This is a genomic window from Tardiphaga sp., from assembly GCF_028290785.1.
Taxonomy (GTDB): Bacteria; Pseudomonadota; Alphaproteobacteria; order Rhizobiales; family Xanthobacteraceae; genus Tardiphaga.
Genome location: NZ_JAQGJD010000121.1, coordinates 1 through 15632 on the forward strand (window position 1 = coordinate 1; position 15632 = coordinate 15632).

A 15632-nucleotide genomic window follows, 5' to 3' on the forward strand; every position below is an offset into this window, starting at 1 on the left:
TGCCATATTTCGTAACGAGTTCTTTCGCTATCGATGTCCTGATCCGGATATTGTTGTTCTCCTTCATCGGCGTCGCCTGGAATCTGATGGGAGGTTACGCCAAGCAGCTGTCCCTCGGTCACGCGGCCTATTTTGGCCTCGGCGCCTATACGTCGACGATCCTTCAGGTCGATTACGGCATTTCCCCGTGGATCGGCATGGTCGCTGGCGGCTGCGTCGCCATGCTTGCCAGCCTTCCGATCGGCTGGCTTTGCTTCCGGTTACGCGGTCCGTATTTTACGATCGCGACCATCGCCACTGCGCAAGTGTTGATGCTGATCTTCCTGAAATTCAGGGATTTCGCCTGGGGCGCTGAAGGGACCACCATTCCCAATCTCGGAAATGCGCCATGGATGATGCAGTTTGAGGAGAAGGCCGCTTACTACTATGTCATTCTCGGACTGCTGGTCGTTGCGCTCGGTGTTACGTACTGGCTCGAACGGTCGTGGGTTGGCTACTATTTGATGGCGATTGGCGAGGATGAAGATGCCGCCGAAGCGATTGGCGTCGATGCGCCTCGCATGAAGCGATACATCTATATGGCGAGTGCGTTTCTGACGGCACTCGCAGGAACGTTCTATACGCAATACATCTACTTCATCGATCCTGCGACAGCCTTCAGCTTCAACATCTCGATCGAGGCGGCGCTGGTCTCGATCGTCGGGGGAATCGGCACGCTATGGGGGCCCGTCATTGGCACCGTCTTGCTCGAAACGACTTCGGCCATGCTGCAGAGCTGGCTCGGCGGCTCGGCAGGCGGAATTCAGCTGACGGTCTACAGCCTGATTCTGATGGCCGTCATCCTCTGGCGTCCGACTGGAATCATGGGCTTCATTAACGAACAGCGCGCTCGCCGGGCGCGCAAAAACGTCGCGGGGAGTTGACGCGCTATGGCTGACGCTCTCGTTGTTCGTAATCTCAGCAAGCGCTTCGGTGGCTTGCGCGCCGTTCAGGATATCAGCTTCACCGTCCGTGAAAACGAGACGGTGGCGCTATTGGGTCCGAACGGAGCAGGCAAGACCACCAGCTTCAACCTGATCACCGGATTTCAAACGCCCGACAGCGGTTCGGTCGTGGCGTTTGGCAGGGAAATCGCGCGTCTGCGCCCTCACGTCGTCTGCTCTCACGGCGTTGCGCGCACCTTTCAGGTCGCAAAGCCGTTCGGCGCGATGACGGTGCTTTCGAATGTGATGACGGGAGCGTTCCTGCATCACAAGGGAATGGCGGCTGCTCGGGAGAAAGCGATGGAAGCCATCGACTTTGTCGGGCTGGGACCCCGCCAGTCGATGCCGGCGCGGGATCTGACAACAATCGATCAGCGTCGTCTTGAAATGGCCCGGGCGCTGGCAACCGAGCCGCGGTTGCTGTTGCTGGACGAAGTGATGGCGGGCCTCAATCCTTCCGAGATCGACCAGGCCGTCGCCCTTGTCCGGAAGCTCGCCTCCAAGGGTCTGACGATCGTCATTGTCGAACATGTGATGCGGGCGATCATGGCGGTGGCGGACCGAATGGTCGTGCTGGATCACGGTCAGAAAATCGCGGAGGGATCGCCCAAGGAGGTGGTTGCCAACGCGGACGTCATTCGTGCCTATCTCGGATCTGAACATGTCGCCGAATCGGCCCCTGGAGTTGCATCGTGATCGAATTATCGGGAGTTAGCGCACGCTATGGAGCGGTACCGGCTATCGCGGATGTCACGATAACGGTCGGGAAGGGCGAGGCGGTCGGGCTACTGGGCGCAAACGGCGCAGGCAAGAGCAGCACCCTTCGCGTCATCTCGGGTCTGCTGCGACCCACCTCCGGGTCCGTGAAGCTGGAGGCAGAAGATATTTCGAGCCTGCCGCCCCACAAGGTGGCCGCGCTGGGCATCGCGCATGTTCCGGAAGGGCGACGAGTGTTTCCTGAAATGACCGTTGAGGAAAACCTCGAGATCGGTGCTTACGTTCCAGCGGCGAAGGTCGATCGCCGTCGAACCATGGAACTTGTCTATAACATCTTTCCGCGTCTCGCCGACCGTCGCATGCAACTCGCTGGAACGATGAGCGGCGGCGAGCAGCAGATGCTGGCGGTCGGGCGCGGCCTGATGTTGAAGCCGCGGCTTCTCATGCTGGATGAGCCGTCGCTCGGTCTTGCGCCGGTGATGTGCGATGTTCTTTTTGAAAAAATTCGCGAAATCCACGCCATGGGGACGTCGATCCTCCTGGTCGAACAAAACGTCAGTCGTGCGCTAACGTTGGTTCAGCGTGCCTACGTGCTCGAAAGCGGGCGCGTCATCATGCATGGCGAGAGCAAGGAATTGGCGACAGACAAGCGCGTCCAAGCGGCGTATCTCGGTCTTTAGGGTTGCTGAGCGGAGCGCAGTCTGACGATCTATCTGTGAGAAATGTCTCAATTCAGCAATGCCACGCGAACGGCAGCACTTGGCGGATATTGTTGAAGAAGACCGACTTGGACCGGTGTTGATGATCTGCAACGCGGAGGCGCTGCTCGCGCTTCATAACTGGCGCTCGCGATCTCGCTGTGGATGAGGTGATAACTGAGATACATTAGTGGTCCCGGAGGCCATCTTCACAAGTACTACCGGGGCAACCGATTTAATGTAGTCGCAATGCGTTCACTCATAAGCGTGAGCGCTGCCTCCCGGCACGAGTATTCGTGCTTCAACCAAAAGCTGACGGCTATCGCATTCCGGACAGGGGGCGTCGGGGCATATCCCAGGCTTCGGTGACGAGTTGTTCTACCGCACGGTGTGTCGAGGCCGCGCACCTATTTCTAGGCACACGTCGCTTCGCGCTATTTTTGTTAGAAGCGCGTAAGCAACTGCAAAAGACGCCCATTCAAGGCCGGCGAAGACACATAAGTTGGCTCGAAAGTGAAAAGCCATCGCGTTTCTCAATTCCACCAGCTACGTAGGCGCAAGCAACGGCTCGGGAAAAATATGCAACATGTGGAACTTAATGAAACTGACCAGCTTGTAGCATCATCAATTCCTGGAGGCGGTCATGCACGGCATAATTTATCTGGTGGGGCTGGTAGTGGTGATTTTGGCAATTTTGTCCTTCTTCGGTCTTCGTTAAAAGGGGATGGAGATGTCATTGGAAACAGCGGTTCCCGCGCCGCGGGAAGAGTCGGCACCGAAGCATATTCAATGGTCTCCTATCGTTCTAGGCGCATTGGCTGCGACGGCACTGTCGTTCATCTTGGTCACGTTCGGCGCGACAGTAGGATTGGGAGTTACATCGGCGGCCCCGACCTGGCGTGATACTTCCGCAGCTCTGTGGATTCTCTCAGGCATTTATCTGATCCTGCAAGCTGTTCTGAGTTTCGCGTTTGGTGGCTACATTGCCGGCCGCGTTCGAACATCCAGCACTACCGAAACAGCCGACGGGGTAGAGCACGCAGACGGTCTTCACGGATTGGGCGTATGGGCGCTGGCCGTCGTCATGGGCGCTGTATTAGCATCGTTGATTGGCGGAGCAGCTTTGCCCCGTTCCTCATCATCCGCAGTGACGACGCGTACGAGCGCGGCGGAACCGGTGTTAAGTTATGAACTCGACCGGCTGTATCGCGCCGGACGCCGAGCTCCGAATATCGATTTGAGCACGGAGCGCGCCGAAGCCGGTCGAATCCTCCTTACCGCATCCGGCCATGATGCCATGAGTGCGGAAGACAGGAGTTATCTTATCCAACAGGTTGGCGCGACGACCGGTTTAGCATTGCCAGACGCTGAGAAAAGGGTCGATAGTGTCATAGCAAAATCCCAAACGGCGATCGCGCGATCACGACGCAGTACCGTCATCCTGGCCTTCTCCATAGCGACCGCAGTTCTCCTCGGCGCCGCTGCTGCCTGGGCCGCTGCTTGCGCCGGGGGGCGGAATCGCGATGGTGCACCTTTGCCTTTATGGATGACCCACGCCAATTCACTCGATCGACGTCGTACCGTTTTGCCCTAATGGTAGCATAAAAGAAGGTCTTGTGATTTTAAAGAGGCGTCCATGCCCGCGCTGCTTGCCTATCTGATCGCCCTCACCGTTCTGATTTGCGGCAGTTATAGTGGATTGTCCCTTATTTCCGCTCGCGATCCATCCAGCCTGACGCAGGACCAGAAAGCCAAGCTCGCTAATAGAAAGAAATTCGAGCGGGAAGCTGCTACTCGCCTGGGCACAAACGACGCGGTCGAGGAAACGATCGCCAACGTGGTGGCCGGACCGAAGCCCGAGAACGAACTGCCGAAACCTACTGCTGCACTTTCTGGCTCATTGTCGAGTGCGGCTCCTAGTCCTCCTGGTCGAGAGATTGGCGTTCTTGCGCCCCCAAAGCCGTCTGCAATCGTTTCCGGCGATACCAAGACGACAGGAATTCCAGCCACAGCGACGCCAGACACGGCGGCCCGTTTGCCTACCGCTAGTGCGGCCGTTGCCGACGTCGCCGAAACTACGACGGCTGCGCCCCCGGCGCCCGGCGAGTCGTCGCCTACCGCAAAGTCTACGGCATCAAGTCTGCAGGTAGTGGACCGTTATCCATCCGCTTCCGCAGATAACTCGGTACAGTTGGCTGCAGCGGAGAAGCCGAGCCGAAAGACCCGCAAGGCTTCTCAACGCCGGAAGCTAGTGTTGATGACCCTGCAGACGATACAATTTGCGGACGGCCGGCTCGGCCAGCGGCTAGTACCGTTGCAGTCGCGGCGTCAGTCTAGAACCATCACACGGCTGTCGGGGTCGGAATGGCTCGACGACACATTTAATTAGAAATACTCGCCTCATCCGATCGCGGCATTTGGCGCCTAGGGGAGACCCATGCGATCATCTGGCAGGACGACACCACCAGGAAGTTGTTGATCCGCTTGGTCTTGGTGCCGCTGGGACCTGCCGCAGGGAAGGATCGTGTTTGATCGTTACCGGTCTTCGGGCGCGGAACGTTTATTGAGGCAGGCGTCGCTTTTGATGAGAGACCGGCGGCGGCGACGTGAGTGGGGCCGCCGGAGGCAAAAAGCCGGCGGCCCTGCGCGTAATTGAAATTGTGGAAAAGGCGAAAGCCTAGGCCCAGCTGTACGCGACCGCAGATCGTTTCAATTTTGGCAAAATGCATCTGCACGCTGCCGCACATGTCTGCGAATATTTGACGATCGTTGCGTCGGCCGGGCAGGTCTGAATGACGAATGATCCTTCAAGCCGTCGATGACATCGACGAGACCGGCCTCTTCGGCATGCCTTCAGACGCCGTCTTCCGTCGGGAAGGTCCGGCTCATTTATCTCTGTACTCAAACAGCGCGTAAGGCATGTGACACTTCCGATCACTCAACGTGCCTAGCGTACTAGAGTTCAGTCAGGCGGCGTGGAGCTGCCTTACCAGCCCAGCGTGCCGGCGCCGCCCTTGAAAGGGCCGACGATCCGCGAGGTGATCCAGCCGCCGTAGAAGTCGCCTTCCTGCGCCTGGACCTGTTCGTCGCCGACCCGACACTCGTCGACGTGAGAAGCGTAGAAGGCCAAATGGCCGGCGATTGCCTCGAACCCCGGGGTAGGCTTGTCATAGCTCCATGCGGCCTTGTAGGACCGTCTGGTGCCGACCGCGATGGACCAGTACCTGGCATGCCCCTTGAACTCGCACCACGACGACCCCGGCGCCTCTTCGATGAAGCGCTGCACGATATCTCCGGGCGGAATGTAGTAGACGGGCGGATGGCTCGTCTCCAGCACGCGAAAGCCGACGGTCGTGTCTGCGATTGTCTCGCCGGCGAACAGCACGCGAAGACGATCGGATGTTTGTTCCAGGCGGGGAGGTCTCGGATAGTCCCAGACGGACTCCTGGTCTTCGCCAGGCTGCGTGATGGACGGCGGTCTCATGTCGTAGACTTTCGCTGCGAGGAGGATCGGCGAAGCAACGTACGGCCGTTCGCAAAGTTCAGGCCGAACGTCGCGATGAAGTGATCGGTTCGCGCGCTGTTGAGATTGCCGAAGGGCGATCTTGCGCAATACCATCACAAAACGTTGCAAAGACGGAGTTCCCCATGCCCATCCAGATCGTGATGGATCGCACGGGCGACGCCCGGCACGCTTTCGACGCCGGTGATCGCGCTGCGATCGAAGAAGCCAAAGCGAGATTCTCGGAATTGACCGACGCCGGATATACCGCTGCCGTCCGTACCGGTCCCGGTCAGCAGCGCATCATCCGGGCCTTCGATCCCGACGCCAAAGAGACGTTGTTTTTCCCAAGACTTGTCGGCGGTTGAAGTCGTGAGCGACGACATTTCCACGTGGCCGTTCATGGTGGCGATGGCCACCATGGCGACGTTTCTGGCTGAATGGTCGATACTTGCCCTTTGGCGCTGGCATCGCGGCGGCGCGTCGAGGCTCTTGGCTTCCGACCGAGAGGCTCGCGGCATGAAGCTTCTCCGGGAATGGCTCTCACCCGAACAACTGCAGAGCTTCGACCGCCATGGCCATTTCGACATCGTAGGAAGTGAGACGGCGACCCGCTACAGAATCCATGTCGGTACGGCATTGAACATCGAACAGTTGAAAGAGAACGGGCGGCCGTTCTGCGCCTGGTGCGTCGTTCCGAAAGGCGAATTGGTCGCGGGAGACGTCATGCTGGCGCAGAAGATCGCGCTCGAAACCAACGAAAGAGCGACGCTATCCGTCGCAATCCGTTATGCCGGCGCCAGAAGCCGCAGGATGTTTGACGGCTGAGGCGTCGCAGCCGTGCCGGCATTTTTCAGCCGCTCGATTTCGCTTTCCGTACCGCGGACTCCAACTTCGCTCTGGCCCGTTCCCAGCGCTCATCTTCTTCCCGGGCGCGCTGTTCGATATCGTCTCGCTCGGTGTCAATCGCCGCAACGTTGCTCGCATGGGACCTCTCGGCTTCGCGCAGCGCCTCCTGAGCCTTCGCGACGGCTGCCTCCCTGCGGTTTCGCTCCTTTGCTTCGGCAGCCTCCTCCTTGCGCCGGGCGCCTGCCCGCGTGCGCTCCTCGCGTTCGAAGACGACGGCGGCAGCCTTCGTTTCCTGGGCTCTCTTGGCACCGACCTTCCCCGTCGGTCGCCGAGGCTTCGCGTCGGACTTCGTCGCCTTGGAGGACTTGGGCGGAGATGCCAGGTCCGCCGGGAGGTCGGCTTGCTCCTTGAAGGGTCCGGTCGTGCCCACCGGGCGCCGCAGAACGACGCCTGGGCGCTTCATGGTCGCGGCGACCACATCTGCGTCGTCCACCTGTCTGGCGAAGCCTTGATGGAAGAGGTTGCTGTTGGCACCCCATGCTTCCAGTGCAGCCTTCATCGACGGAACGGCGACGGCCATGTCGAAGAACCCGATCGACGTCCGGTAGGTTTTGAGCGCTCTCGTCATGGACTCTAATCGTCGGCTGCGACGGTATCGTCGCGCAGGCCCATGCCGTCCTCCAGACGATCTTCGGCCGACACGACGTCGTCGCGATCCAGCACCTCCAGGAGTCTCTGCACGGTTCGCTTGCTGTCGTGCGAGCCGGGCTTGACGTACTTGGAGCGAAGAATCTGGGCGGCTCGCGGTGCCGAGATCGCCGGTATCTGATCGCTCGCCAGATTGTTCATGGATCGCTCCTTACGCTGATTGCTGGATATTGAACGGTCTTGCGGCATCGCTTCTAGCGGTTCCAGACTTAACACTTTTCGCGGGCATCAATGTTAATATCAAGCATTCGTTGCAATGCTTAGCGATGCCGGTAATTTTTCATGCACCGGACATTGCCAGACGCCCGGACCCAGCGTGGCGTGGCCGTCGGGCGATCATATTCCGCTCGGCGGCTTCGTTCCTCAGCGAGGCATTGCGCATGATTACTGGTAAGCAAGAGCACTATCGATTGCTTCGCTTGCAGCCACGCCCGCAGTGGAGTTTGGCATGGCACGTCTGGACAATCATTATTCCACGACGATCCATTACTGGTCGCCTTGTGCGCGGCCGCGTTTGGCGGCGCCATGATGGACGCCGGTGGATATATAAAAAAATCGCCGCGTCCTGATGGATCAGCACAGACTCCACGTTTCCAGTGTCGTCTACACATTGGTAGTGATTGCGATAGCTGGCTTTTGGGCATGGTATTTATTTTCACATGCCGATCGGAGTTTCGCGCAGCGCGCTGCGCCCTCAACGTCTGCTTCGCGCGATCCTCATCGTGCCGCCGGATGCGCCGTTCAAGACGCTGGCTGAATTGATCCACGCCGCCAACGCCACGCCGGATGCCTTGAGCTACAGTTCCGCCGGCGTCGGAAGCTCGACAGGCATTGCGGCCGAACTGTTCAAGCAGCTCACCGGGTCGAAGATGGTGCTGGTGCCACATCGCGGGCTGCCTGAATCGCAGATCAGCATCATGCGGGGCGATACGAATCTCGCGTTCACCTTCTTCAATGTCGGCGGCGACCTTATCCAGTCCGGTAAGCTGCGCGCGTTGGCCGTAACCGGCAACGCGCGCCTGCCGCAATTGCCGGACGTGCCCACATTCGCCGAGGCCGGGCTGCCGAGCTTCGTCTACGATAGCTGGTTCGGTATGCTGGCTGCCGCGGCAACGCCCAAGCCGATCGTCAGCCAGATCGCCCGGGACCTCGCGGAGGTCATGGCCGATCCGGCGATCGGCAACCAGTACGCGGCGCAGGGCGTCAGGCTCACGACGTCAACGCCAGAGGCGTTTGAGGCCGAGCTGCGTAGCGATGCCGAGCGCTATGGCAAGCTTATCGTAGCCGCTGAGTCGATGCCGCGCTGATTTCAAATAAAAGGGGGCGGGGCCCTCGCTGGACTGAACGACGCCTTGGCGTAGCGAGCGAGCGACCGGGCGGATGTGGTCGATCGCTGGAAGGTGGAATACTGCCGAACTGAATAAACTATCTGGCGGCGCCTGTCTCTGCGTTCAGCGTCGCGCCGTCACGCAGGAATGCACCAATGGCTTCGAGAAATGCTTTGGGCGCCTGCAGGGGCGGGACGTGGGCGCAGCCCTTCAGCACATGAAGGCGCGCGATCGGTAGCAGCTCGCGGAGTTCCTCCGACATTGGCGGCGGGGTCGCTTCGTCCTGATCGCCGACCATCACGAGGACCGGCACCGTTACCTTCGACAGATCCGGCCGCAGGTCGAGCCCTGCCAGAGACATGCAAGCAGCGTGAAACACATCGACGTCCGTTTGCAAGAAGGCCGTCTCGCGCTCTCGCATCAATTCGGGGTGCGCTTCCTGATAGTCCGGGGCAAAAAGCCGGCGCATGGCGACAGGCGTGATCGCAGCCAGTCCCTTGCCCCGCGCGGCAGCCGCCATGTTTCGAAAAGCTTCGCGGCCCGGTTCGGAGAACGCGGCGCCGCAATCCGCCAGCACCAGCCGCGCCGCAATGCCGGGATGACGGATCGCCATCTGCAGCGCGACAAAGCCGCCATAGCCATTACCGAGAACCAGCGCGTTCTCTCCGGTCGTCGCTTCGCGTACGAACTCCGCCATGCGATCGGCGACCGCGGCGAGGCCGCCCTCGACGGCGTGCGACGCGCCAAATCCCGGCAACTCCGGCACGATCACGCGAAATGATTTGGTGAGAGCCGGCACGATGCGGTCGAAACTGCTGCGGTCCGAGAGCAGCGAATGAAACAGCACCAGTGGCGAACCGTTGCCGGAAACGCTGGCGTTCACGGTTCCATCGGCAAAAAGCTGGTCCATTTGAAGTCTCTCCGTTCGCTACTGGCCTAGTGATACGGGATTTTCCGGCCACTTCAACCCATTTGCGGATTGACGTGATATTTCACGTGTGTCAGTTTGGTGGGAAGAAAATGGACACAAACGATGCTTTTGCGAGATAATATCTACGATTTGCTGCGCGATGATATTCTCACCTGCCGCTTCGCGCCGGGTGATGATATGCGCGAGCAGGATCTCGCGGAGCGTTACGAGGTTAGCCGGCAGCCGGTTCGCGAGGCCTTGCTGCGGCTGGAGCGCGAGCATCTGGTGACAGTGCAGCCGCGCCAGGGCTACCGGGTCAATCCGATCTCGCTCAGCGATGCGCGAGATCTGCTGCGCTTCCGACTGGCACTGGAGCCGGCCTGTGTCGCCGAGGCGATCGAGCACGCGCCCTCCGAGGTTCTGACGGCCCTTGACGAATTCCGGACGTTCATCGGCAACCGCGAAGAGTTCATCACCTATAATCGCGCCTTCCACACCGCGCTGGCCTATGCCTCCGGCAATCGCCGCATGGCGGTCGCCGCGTGCGATCTGATCGGGCAGGCCGACCGGCTGGTCCGTGTCAGTCTGGCCAACGTGAGGGGCCACGACCCTGCGCAGCTCGTTGCCGAGCATGCTGATCTGATCGACGCGATGCAGCGCCGCGATGGCCGAACGGCCGCCCGGATCATTCGGGCCCACATCCAGAAAACCGAGAAGCGCGTCTTGCCGGCCTTGGCCAGGAACGCGGTCATTATCTAGGGAGGCAGTCATGAATATCCCCGCAACTGCGGCGTCGCTGGACATCGAAACTCACGGCAATTTTGTCGATGGCAAGCAGGTCGAGGCCGGCAACGGCACGCTGCTCGACGTGCGCAACCCGGCGACGGGCGAAATTATCGCGCGCATTCCGAATTCCACGGCGGCCGATATCGACCGCGCCATGAAGAGCGCGCGTGCCGCCTTCGAGGGCCGCGAATGGGGCGGCATGGACATTCGCAGCCGTGCCCGTCTGGTGAACCGCCTCGCGGACGCGTTCGAGGCCAATCTCGATACGCTGTACCGACTTGAGACGCTAAACAACGGCCGCCCTCTCAACGAAACCCGCGCGCAGCTCGGCCGCTTGCCGGACTTCTTCCGCTATTTCGCTGGCCTCGCGCTGTCGCGGCGGGATTCCGTGATTCCTGTCGAGGGCGACTATTTGAATTACACGCTGCGTACGCCGATCGGCGTCGTCGCCAACTGCACGCCGTTCAATCATCCGCTGATGATCATGTGCAAATCGCTGGCCGCGGTTTTGGCGTCGGGTTGCACCACGGTGGTGAAGCCCTCGGAATATACTCCGCTGACGACGCTGAAGCTGGCACAGATCTTCGCCGACGCCGGCCTGCCGAACGGCGTGTTCAACGTCGTGCTCGGCCTTGGCCAGAGCGCCGGCAAAATGCTGGCCGAGCATCCCGATATTAACAAGCTGGTGCTGACCGGCGGCACCGAAGCCGGTCGCATCGCTGGCGCCGCCGCCGCCAGGGTATTCGCGCACCAGACCATGGAGCTTGGCGGCAAGACGCCGGTGATGGTGTTCGACGACTTCGACATCGACCAGGCCGTCAATTATGCAGCCTTCGGCGCGTTCATCGGCGCCGGGCAGACTTGCGTGTGTGCTTCACGGCATATCGTGCAGGACACGATCTATGACGAGTTTGTGGAGAAGCTGCAGCGCAAAACCGAGTCGATCCGGATCGGCGATCCCTTCGATCCAGCAACGCAGCTTGGGCCGGTGATCTCGGCCAAGCAGCGCGACCGCGTGCTGATGTACTCGCGGTTTGGTCATGAAGACGGCGCGCGGCTCGTCACGGGTGGCACTGCCGCCGATGTTGCGGGTCACCAGGGCGGATATTTCGTTAAACCGACGGTGTTCGCTGACGTCCGTGCCGACATGCGGATCTTCCAGGAAGAAGTGTTCGGACCGTTCACCTCGGTCACACCGTTCAAGGACGAAGTCGATGCGCTGCGACTCGCCAATGACTCGCCGTTCGGCCTGGCTGCCGCGATCCGTACCCGCGATGTCGGGCGCGCCCACCGCGTCGCGTCGCGCGTTCGCGCCGGTATTGTTTGGGTCAACGATCATCACCGTCTCGATCCAGCCTCGCCGTGGGGTGGCGTCGACGACAGCGGAATCGGCAGCGAGTTCGGCACCGAGAGCTTCGACGATCACTTCAACACTAAGAGCGTGATGGTGGCGACTGCGGAGAAAGACTTTGATTGGTATCGCGACACGGCGGGCCAGAAGCGCCTGAACTAATCACGGAACGGACGGCTGCAAAAGTCCAAAGAGGCGCAGCCGTCCGGATCACCAACAACACAGGGGAGAGACGCCAATGCCGACTTCAGTCAACGCCGGAGGCCGCCTCGATCGGCTTCCGATCGGACCGTTTCACTACCGCATCATGACCCTGATCGGTATTGGCATGTTCTTCGACGGCTTTGACATCTATCTTGCCGGGACGGTGCTCGGCGTGACGTTGAAGACCGGATTTTCCACGCTTGGCCAGAACGCCATTTTTATCTCGGCGACTTTCGTCGGCATGATGGTGGGCTCGTTCGGTACCGGCTTTCTAGGCGACCGCTTCGGCCGTCGCTTCAGCTACCAGTTCAACCTCTTGCTATTTGGTCTGGCCTCGCTCGCCGCCGCCTTCGCGCCCACCATGACCATTCTGATCGTTTGCCGCTTCTTCATGGGCGTCGGGCTCGGGGCCGAGAACGTGGTCGGTTATTCCACCATGACCGAGTTCGTGCCGGCCAAGTCTCGGGGCAAGTGGCTTGGGCTGATGGCGGTCTGTGTCGTCACCGGACTGCCGGCCGCGTTGCTCGTCGCGTCCTTCGTGGTGCCGCAGTTCGGCTGGCGGGCGATGTTCGTGCTCGGCGGCGTGGGAGCGCTGGTGGTCTGGTATCTGCGCAAGAGCCTGCCGGAATCGCCGCGCTGGCTCGAAGCCGTCGGCCGAAAGGAAGAAGCGGAAGCTCTGATGCAGAGCATCGAGCGCCAGGCCGCGCAGGGACGGTCGCTGCCAGCCCCGGCCTTGGCGCCGGCGGTGGCGCCGTCCGGCGATCTGGCTACTTTGTTCACGCAGCCGCTGCTGGCGCGCATGATCGTGGGCTCGGTGTGCCTGATCACCATCAACACGCTGCTGTACGGCTTCGTGACCTGGCTGCCGGTGTTCTTCATTAAACAGGGGCTCAGCGTGGCCACGTCGTTCAGCTACGCGTTGCTGATGGCGCTGGGCGCGCCGGTCGGTTCGGCCATCGGCGCGCTGACGGCGGATCGCTGGGGCCGCAAGCCCACCATCATCGGTTCGTCGCTGGTCACCGTGGTGCTCGGTATCATCTATCCGATGATCTCGGATCCGATCCTGCTGCCAGCGGTCGGTTTCCTGCTGACAATTCCGATCTACGTGCTTGTGGCGCTACTATTCGGCATCTACATTCCCGAATTGTTTCCCACCGAAGTGCGGCTGCGTGCGTCGGGCATCGTCAACACGCTTGGCCGTGGCGCCACCATCGTGACGCCGTTCCTGGTGGTGATGCTGTTCGAGGCGCGCGGCGTCGCCGGCGTGATGTCGCTGATGATCGGGCTGTTGATCGTGCAGATCGTCACCGTCGCCGGGCTCGGCATCGAGACGCGGCATCGCCGGCTTGAAGAACTGAAGGGCGAGGAGCCTGCGCCTGTCGCGCTGAAGGAGACGCCCTGATACCGTCACATCGACAGCCCCACGACGCATCCGGCGAGCAAACCTGCCTGCTCGCCGGATCGAAGTCGCCGCCGTCGAATGCGATAATCATCAAGCCGGCCGCGAGCGTCCGCCGTCCCGCCGGGAGTTGTTGAGTCGGTTGTTCGCCTGACATACTTGACGTCACACGATCGACCTTGCCCCGGTTCCCGGGGATCGACGGGTCCCGATAGTGGTGTTGAAAACTCCACGGCGTGCTATCTTGGATTAGAAAGGGCCGCGATGTCCGTGGCCGATCAGAACGCATGGCGTCATCAGATCAAGCGACCGCCGTCGTGCGACGGGTCCGCAGACGCAGGAACTGGTCGCTCCCGATTTTAGCGGCGGGCCTGCTGCTGTTCGGCGCGGCCGTGGGCGTCTGGCACTTCGCGTTTAAGCCGGTGGTGTTGCGCGTTGCCGTCGGGCCGGCGGGCAGCGAGGACCACAAGCTGATCCAGGCGCTCGGGCAGGCATTCGCGCAGGACGGCAGCCCGGCGAGGATCGTGGCAATGCCCACCGAAGGAAGCGTCGAGAGCATAGCGGCGCTCGAAGGCTCAAAGGCCGAGCTGGCCGTCGCCCGCGGCGATCTGAATCTGCCGCGCGATGCGACGTCGGTGGCGATCCTGCGCAAGAATATGGTGGTGCTGTGGTCGCCGTCCGGCCTTGCGGCCAAGGGGTCGAAGAAGGAACCGGCGGCGAAGATCAAAGGCATCGACGGCCTCGCTGGCAAGCGCGTTGGCGTGGTCGGCCGGACCCCGGCAAATGTGGCGCTGCTGCGGGTGATCCTCACGGAATCCGGCGTCGATCCGGACAAGGTGACGGTCGTCCAGTTCGGGGTCGGCCAGATCGCCGAACTGACGCGCGATATGAGCCTCGACGCCTTCATGACCGTCGGACCGCTCGACAGCAAGATCACTGCCGACGCCATTGCGGCCACCGCCCGCGCTCGCGGTGAGCCGAGGTTTCTGCCGATCGAAGTTTCCGAGGCGATCGCGCAAAAACATCCGATCTATGACGCCGAAGAAATTCCAGGCAGTACTTTTAATGCGTCCCCGGCACGTCCCGATGACAAGATCGACACGGTCAGCGTCAATCATCTGCTGATCGCGCGGAAGGCACTGTCGGAATCCACTGTTGGGGCTTTCACCCGGCAATTGTTCGCCGTGCGCCCGTCGCTGGCCAGAGACCTGCCGAGCGCAGCGAAAATCGAGAAGCCGGACACCGACAAGGACGCCGCATTGCCGGCCCATCCAGGCGCCGCCGCCTATATCGACGGCACCGAGCGCACCTTTTTGGAAAAATACAGCGATTTTCTTTGGGGTGGCATCCTGCTACTGTCTGGCGTCGGCTCCGGCGGAGCTTGGTTGCGGCATTATCTAAAGCATAACGAGCGCGACAAAAACGCCCGGCAGCGCGACCGATTGTTGCAGACCATCGCCGAGGTGAGGCAGGCGGACACGGTGGACGATCTGGCGCGAATGCAGGACGAGGTCGACGAGATCCTCCGCGAAACGTTGGATGCCTACGACGACGGTGCCATCGAAGCAGGTGATCTCTCCGCCGTTGGCCTAGTGCTGGAGCAGTTCCGTCATGCCTTGTCCGACCGGCGGGCAGCGCTCGCCGCGATGCCGGCCAAACAGCAGATATACTTGAGGTAGTCCGCGATGGATGCATCTCGGGAACGCCGGCGTGCTGAAGATAGCGAAGCGGTCGGTCCCGCATTTGGCGCTGGGTTTTCTCGAGCGATATGCCGATCTCGACGGTCCGGAGGACTTGCGGCGCACTCTACGATGGGCGCGACTGGTAAGCTTTGGTCGCCGAGACACGCCTCTCATCCGTCGCTGATCTGCTTGCGAACATCGGTACAGGCGCGGGCTGGCCGGCGGCGTTGGAAACGTCATGACCTAGCGCTAATCTTCGAACTCCTGATCGAAAGCAGGTATTTCCAGCCAGGAGACCAATTGTCAAAAGTGCGCTTCTGGTACGCATAATCGGCACCGCCTGCACTTAGTCGGAACGGCACGGCCGGAACTTTATAACAGCGGAGTGATTGGCCCCTATCGCGATGGCCGGTGCCTCAAATGCAAATCAGTCCCGTGTTGCCACCTGACCGCAGTAGATCGACCGATGAACTCATCGGCCTGCTCAGCATAGTGGCGAGCTCTATCCTCGCCGG

General features: G+C 61.0%; 17 protein-coding genes. 12 read left to right on the top strand and 5 right to left on the bottom strand.

Features of this window, described 5'->3' with window-relative positions:
- The first annotated feature begins 41 nt into the window (after window positions 1-41).
- From JWR89_RS07025 to JWR89_RS07045, 5 genes are all read left to right on the top strand, one after another.
- On the top strand, window positions 42-923 hold the full coding sequence (locus JWR89_RS07025; protein WP_299713593.1) for a branched-chain amino acid ABC transporter permease: 882 nt from the start codon (window positions 42-44) through the stop codon (window positions 921-923).
- 6 nt (window positions 924-929) lie between these two features.
- Complete coding sequence (locus JWR89_RS07030; RefSeq protein WP_299713554.1) at window positions 930-1679, top strand: ABC transporter ATP-binding protein; 750 nt, start codon at window positions 930-932, stop codon at window positions 1677-1679.
- Window positions 1676-2380, top strand: coding sequence for an ABC transporter ATP-binding protein (locus JWR89_RS07035; RefSeq protein WP_299713557.1), 705 nt, complete (start codon window positions 1676-1678; stop codon window positions 2378-2380). Before JWR89_RS07030 ends, JWR89_RS07035 begins: the two co-directional genes overlap by 4 nt.
- Window positions 2381-3128: 748 nt before the next feature.
- Window positions 3129-3992, top strand: coding sequence for a hypothetical protein (locus tag JWR89_RS07040; protein ID WP_299713560.1), 864 nt, complete (start codon window positions 3129-3131; stop codon window positions 3990-3992).
- Window positions 3993-4034: 42 nt separating this feature from the next.
- Window positions 4035-4787 carry a hypothetical protein gene (locus tag JWR89_RS07045; protein ID WP_299713562.1) on the top strand — a complete coding sequence of 251 codons (753 nt, stop codon included), beginning with the start codon at window positions 4035-4037 and terminating at the stop codon, window positions 4785-4787.
- Here JWR89_RS07045 and JWR89_RS07050 read toward each other — a convergent pair.
- Both JWR89_RS07050 and JWR89_RS07055 read right to left on the bottom strand, forming a co-directional pair.
- Complete coding sequence (locus JWR89_RS07050; RefSeq protein ID WP_299713565.1) at window positions 4780-5127, bottom strand: hypothetical protein; 348 nt, start codon at window positions 5125-5127, stop codon at window positions 4780-4782. The two genes, JWR89_RS07045 and JWR89_RS07050, sit on opposite strands and share 8 nt — an antisense overlap.
- A 257-nt stretch (window positions 5128-5384) precedes the next feature.
- A complete protein-coding gene (locus JWR89_RS07055) occupies window positions 5385-5882 on the bottom strand; it encodes a DUF427 domain-containing protein (protein ID WP_299713596.1) in 498 nt (165 codons plus the stop codon).
- Between the two features lie 164 nt (window positions 5883-6046).
- Here JWR89_RS07055 and JWR89_RS07060 point away from each other — a divergent pair, with 164 nt between their 5' ends.
- Together JWR89_RS07060 and JWR89_RS07065 are read left to right on the top strand one after the other, a co-directional pair.
- Window positions 6047-6268 carry a hypothetical protein gene (locus tag JWR89_RS07060; RefSeq protein WP_299713568.1) on the top strand — a complete coding sequence of 74 codons (222 nt, stop codon included), beginning with the start codon at window positions 6047-6049 and terminating at the stop codon, window positions 6266-6268.
- 4 nt (window positions 6269-6272) lie between these two features.
- Entirely contained in the window at window positions 6273-6728 is a 456-nt protein-coding gene (locus JWR89_RS07065) for a hypothetical protein (protein ID WP_299713571.1), read from the top strand.
- 25 nt (window positions 6729-6753) lie between these two features.
- Here JWR89_RS07065 and JWR89_RS07070 read toward each other — a convergent pair whose 3' ends face one another.
- Complete coding sequence (locus JWR89_RS07070) at window positions 6754-7377, bottom strand: cell envelope biogenesis protein TolA (RefSeq protein ID WP_299713574.1); 624 nt, start codon at window positions 7375-7377, stop codon at window positions 6754-6756.
- Between the two features lie 5 nt (window positions 7378-7382).
- Complete coding sequence (locus JWR89_RS07075) at window positions 7383-7598, bottom strand: hypothetical protein (protein ID WP_299713577.1); 216 nt, start codon at window positions 7596-7598, stop codon at window positions 7383-7385.
- Between the two features lie 581 nt (window positions 7599-8179).
- Here JWR89_RS07075 and JWR89_RS07080 point away from each other — a divergent pair.
- Entirely contained in the window at window positions 8180-8764 is a 585-nt protein-coding gene (locus JWR89_RS07080) for a tripartite tricarboxylate transporter substrate-binding protein (protein WP_299713580.1), read from the top strand.
- Window positions 8765-8882: 118 nt separating this feature from the next.
- Here the strand turns inward: JWR89_RS07080 and JWR89_RS07085 are convergent, their stop codons facing one another.
- Window positions 8883-9695, bottom strand: coding sequence for an alpha/beta fold hydrolase (locus JWR89_RS07085; RefSeq protein WP_299713582.1), 813 nt, complete (start codon window positions 9693-9695; stop codon window positions 8883-8885).
- A gap of 123 nt (window positions 9696-9818) precedes the next feature.
- On the opposite strand from JWR89_RS07085, the gene JWR89_RS07090 reads away from it, so the two are divergent.
- The 4 genes from JWR89_RS07090 (at window position 9819) to JWR89_RS07105 (ending at window position 15114) form a co-directional block, all read left to right on the top strand.
- Window positions 9819-10454, top strand: coding sequence for a GntR family transcriptional regulator (locus JWR89_RS07090; protein WP_299713598.1), 636 nt, complete (start codon window positions 9819-9821; stop codon window positions 10452-10454).
- 10 nt (window positions 10455-10464) lie between these two features.
- A complete protein-coding gene (locus JWR89_RS07095; protein WP_299713585.1) occupies window positions 10465-11994 on the top strand; it encodes an aldehyde dehydrogenase in 1530 nt (509 codons plus the stop codon).
- 76 nt (window positions 11995-12070) lie between these two features.
- Window positions 12071-13438 (top strand): MFS transporter, encoded by a 1368-nt coding sequence (locus JWR89_RS07100; RefSeq protein WP_299713587.1) that lies wholly within the window; start codon window positions 12071-12073, stop codon window positions 13436-13438.
- A 284-nt stretch (window positions 13439-13722) separates the two neighbouring features.
- Window positions 13723-15114 (top strand): TAXI family TRAP transporter solute-binding subunit, encoded by a 1392-nt coding sequence (locus JWR89_RS07105; protein ID WP_299713590.1) that lies wholly within the window; start codon window positions 13723-13725, stop codon window positions 15112-15114.
- Window positions 15115-15632: the final 518 nt, after the last annotated feature.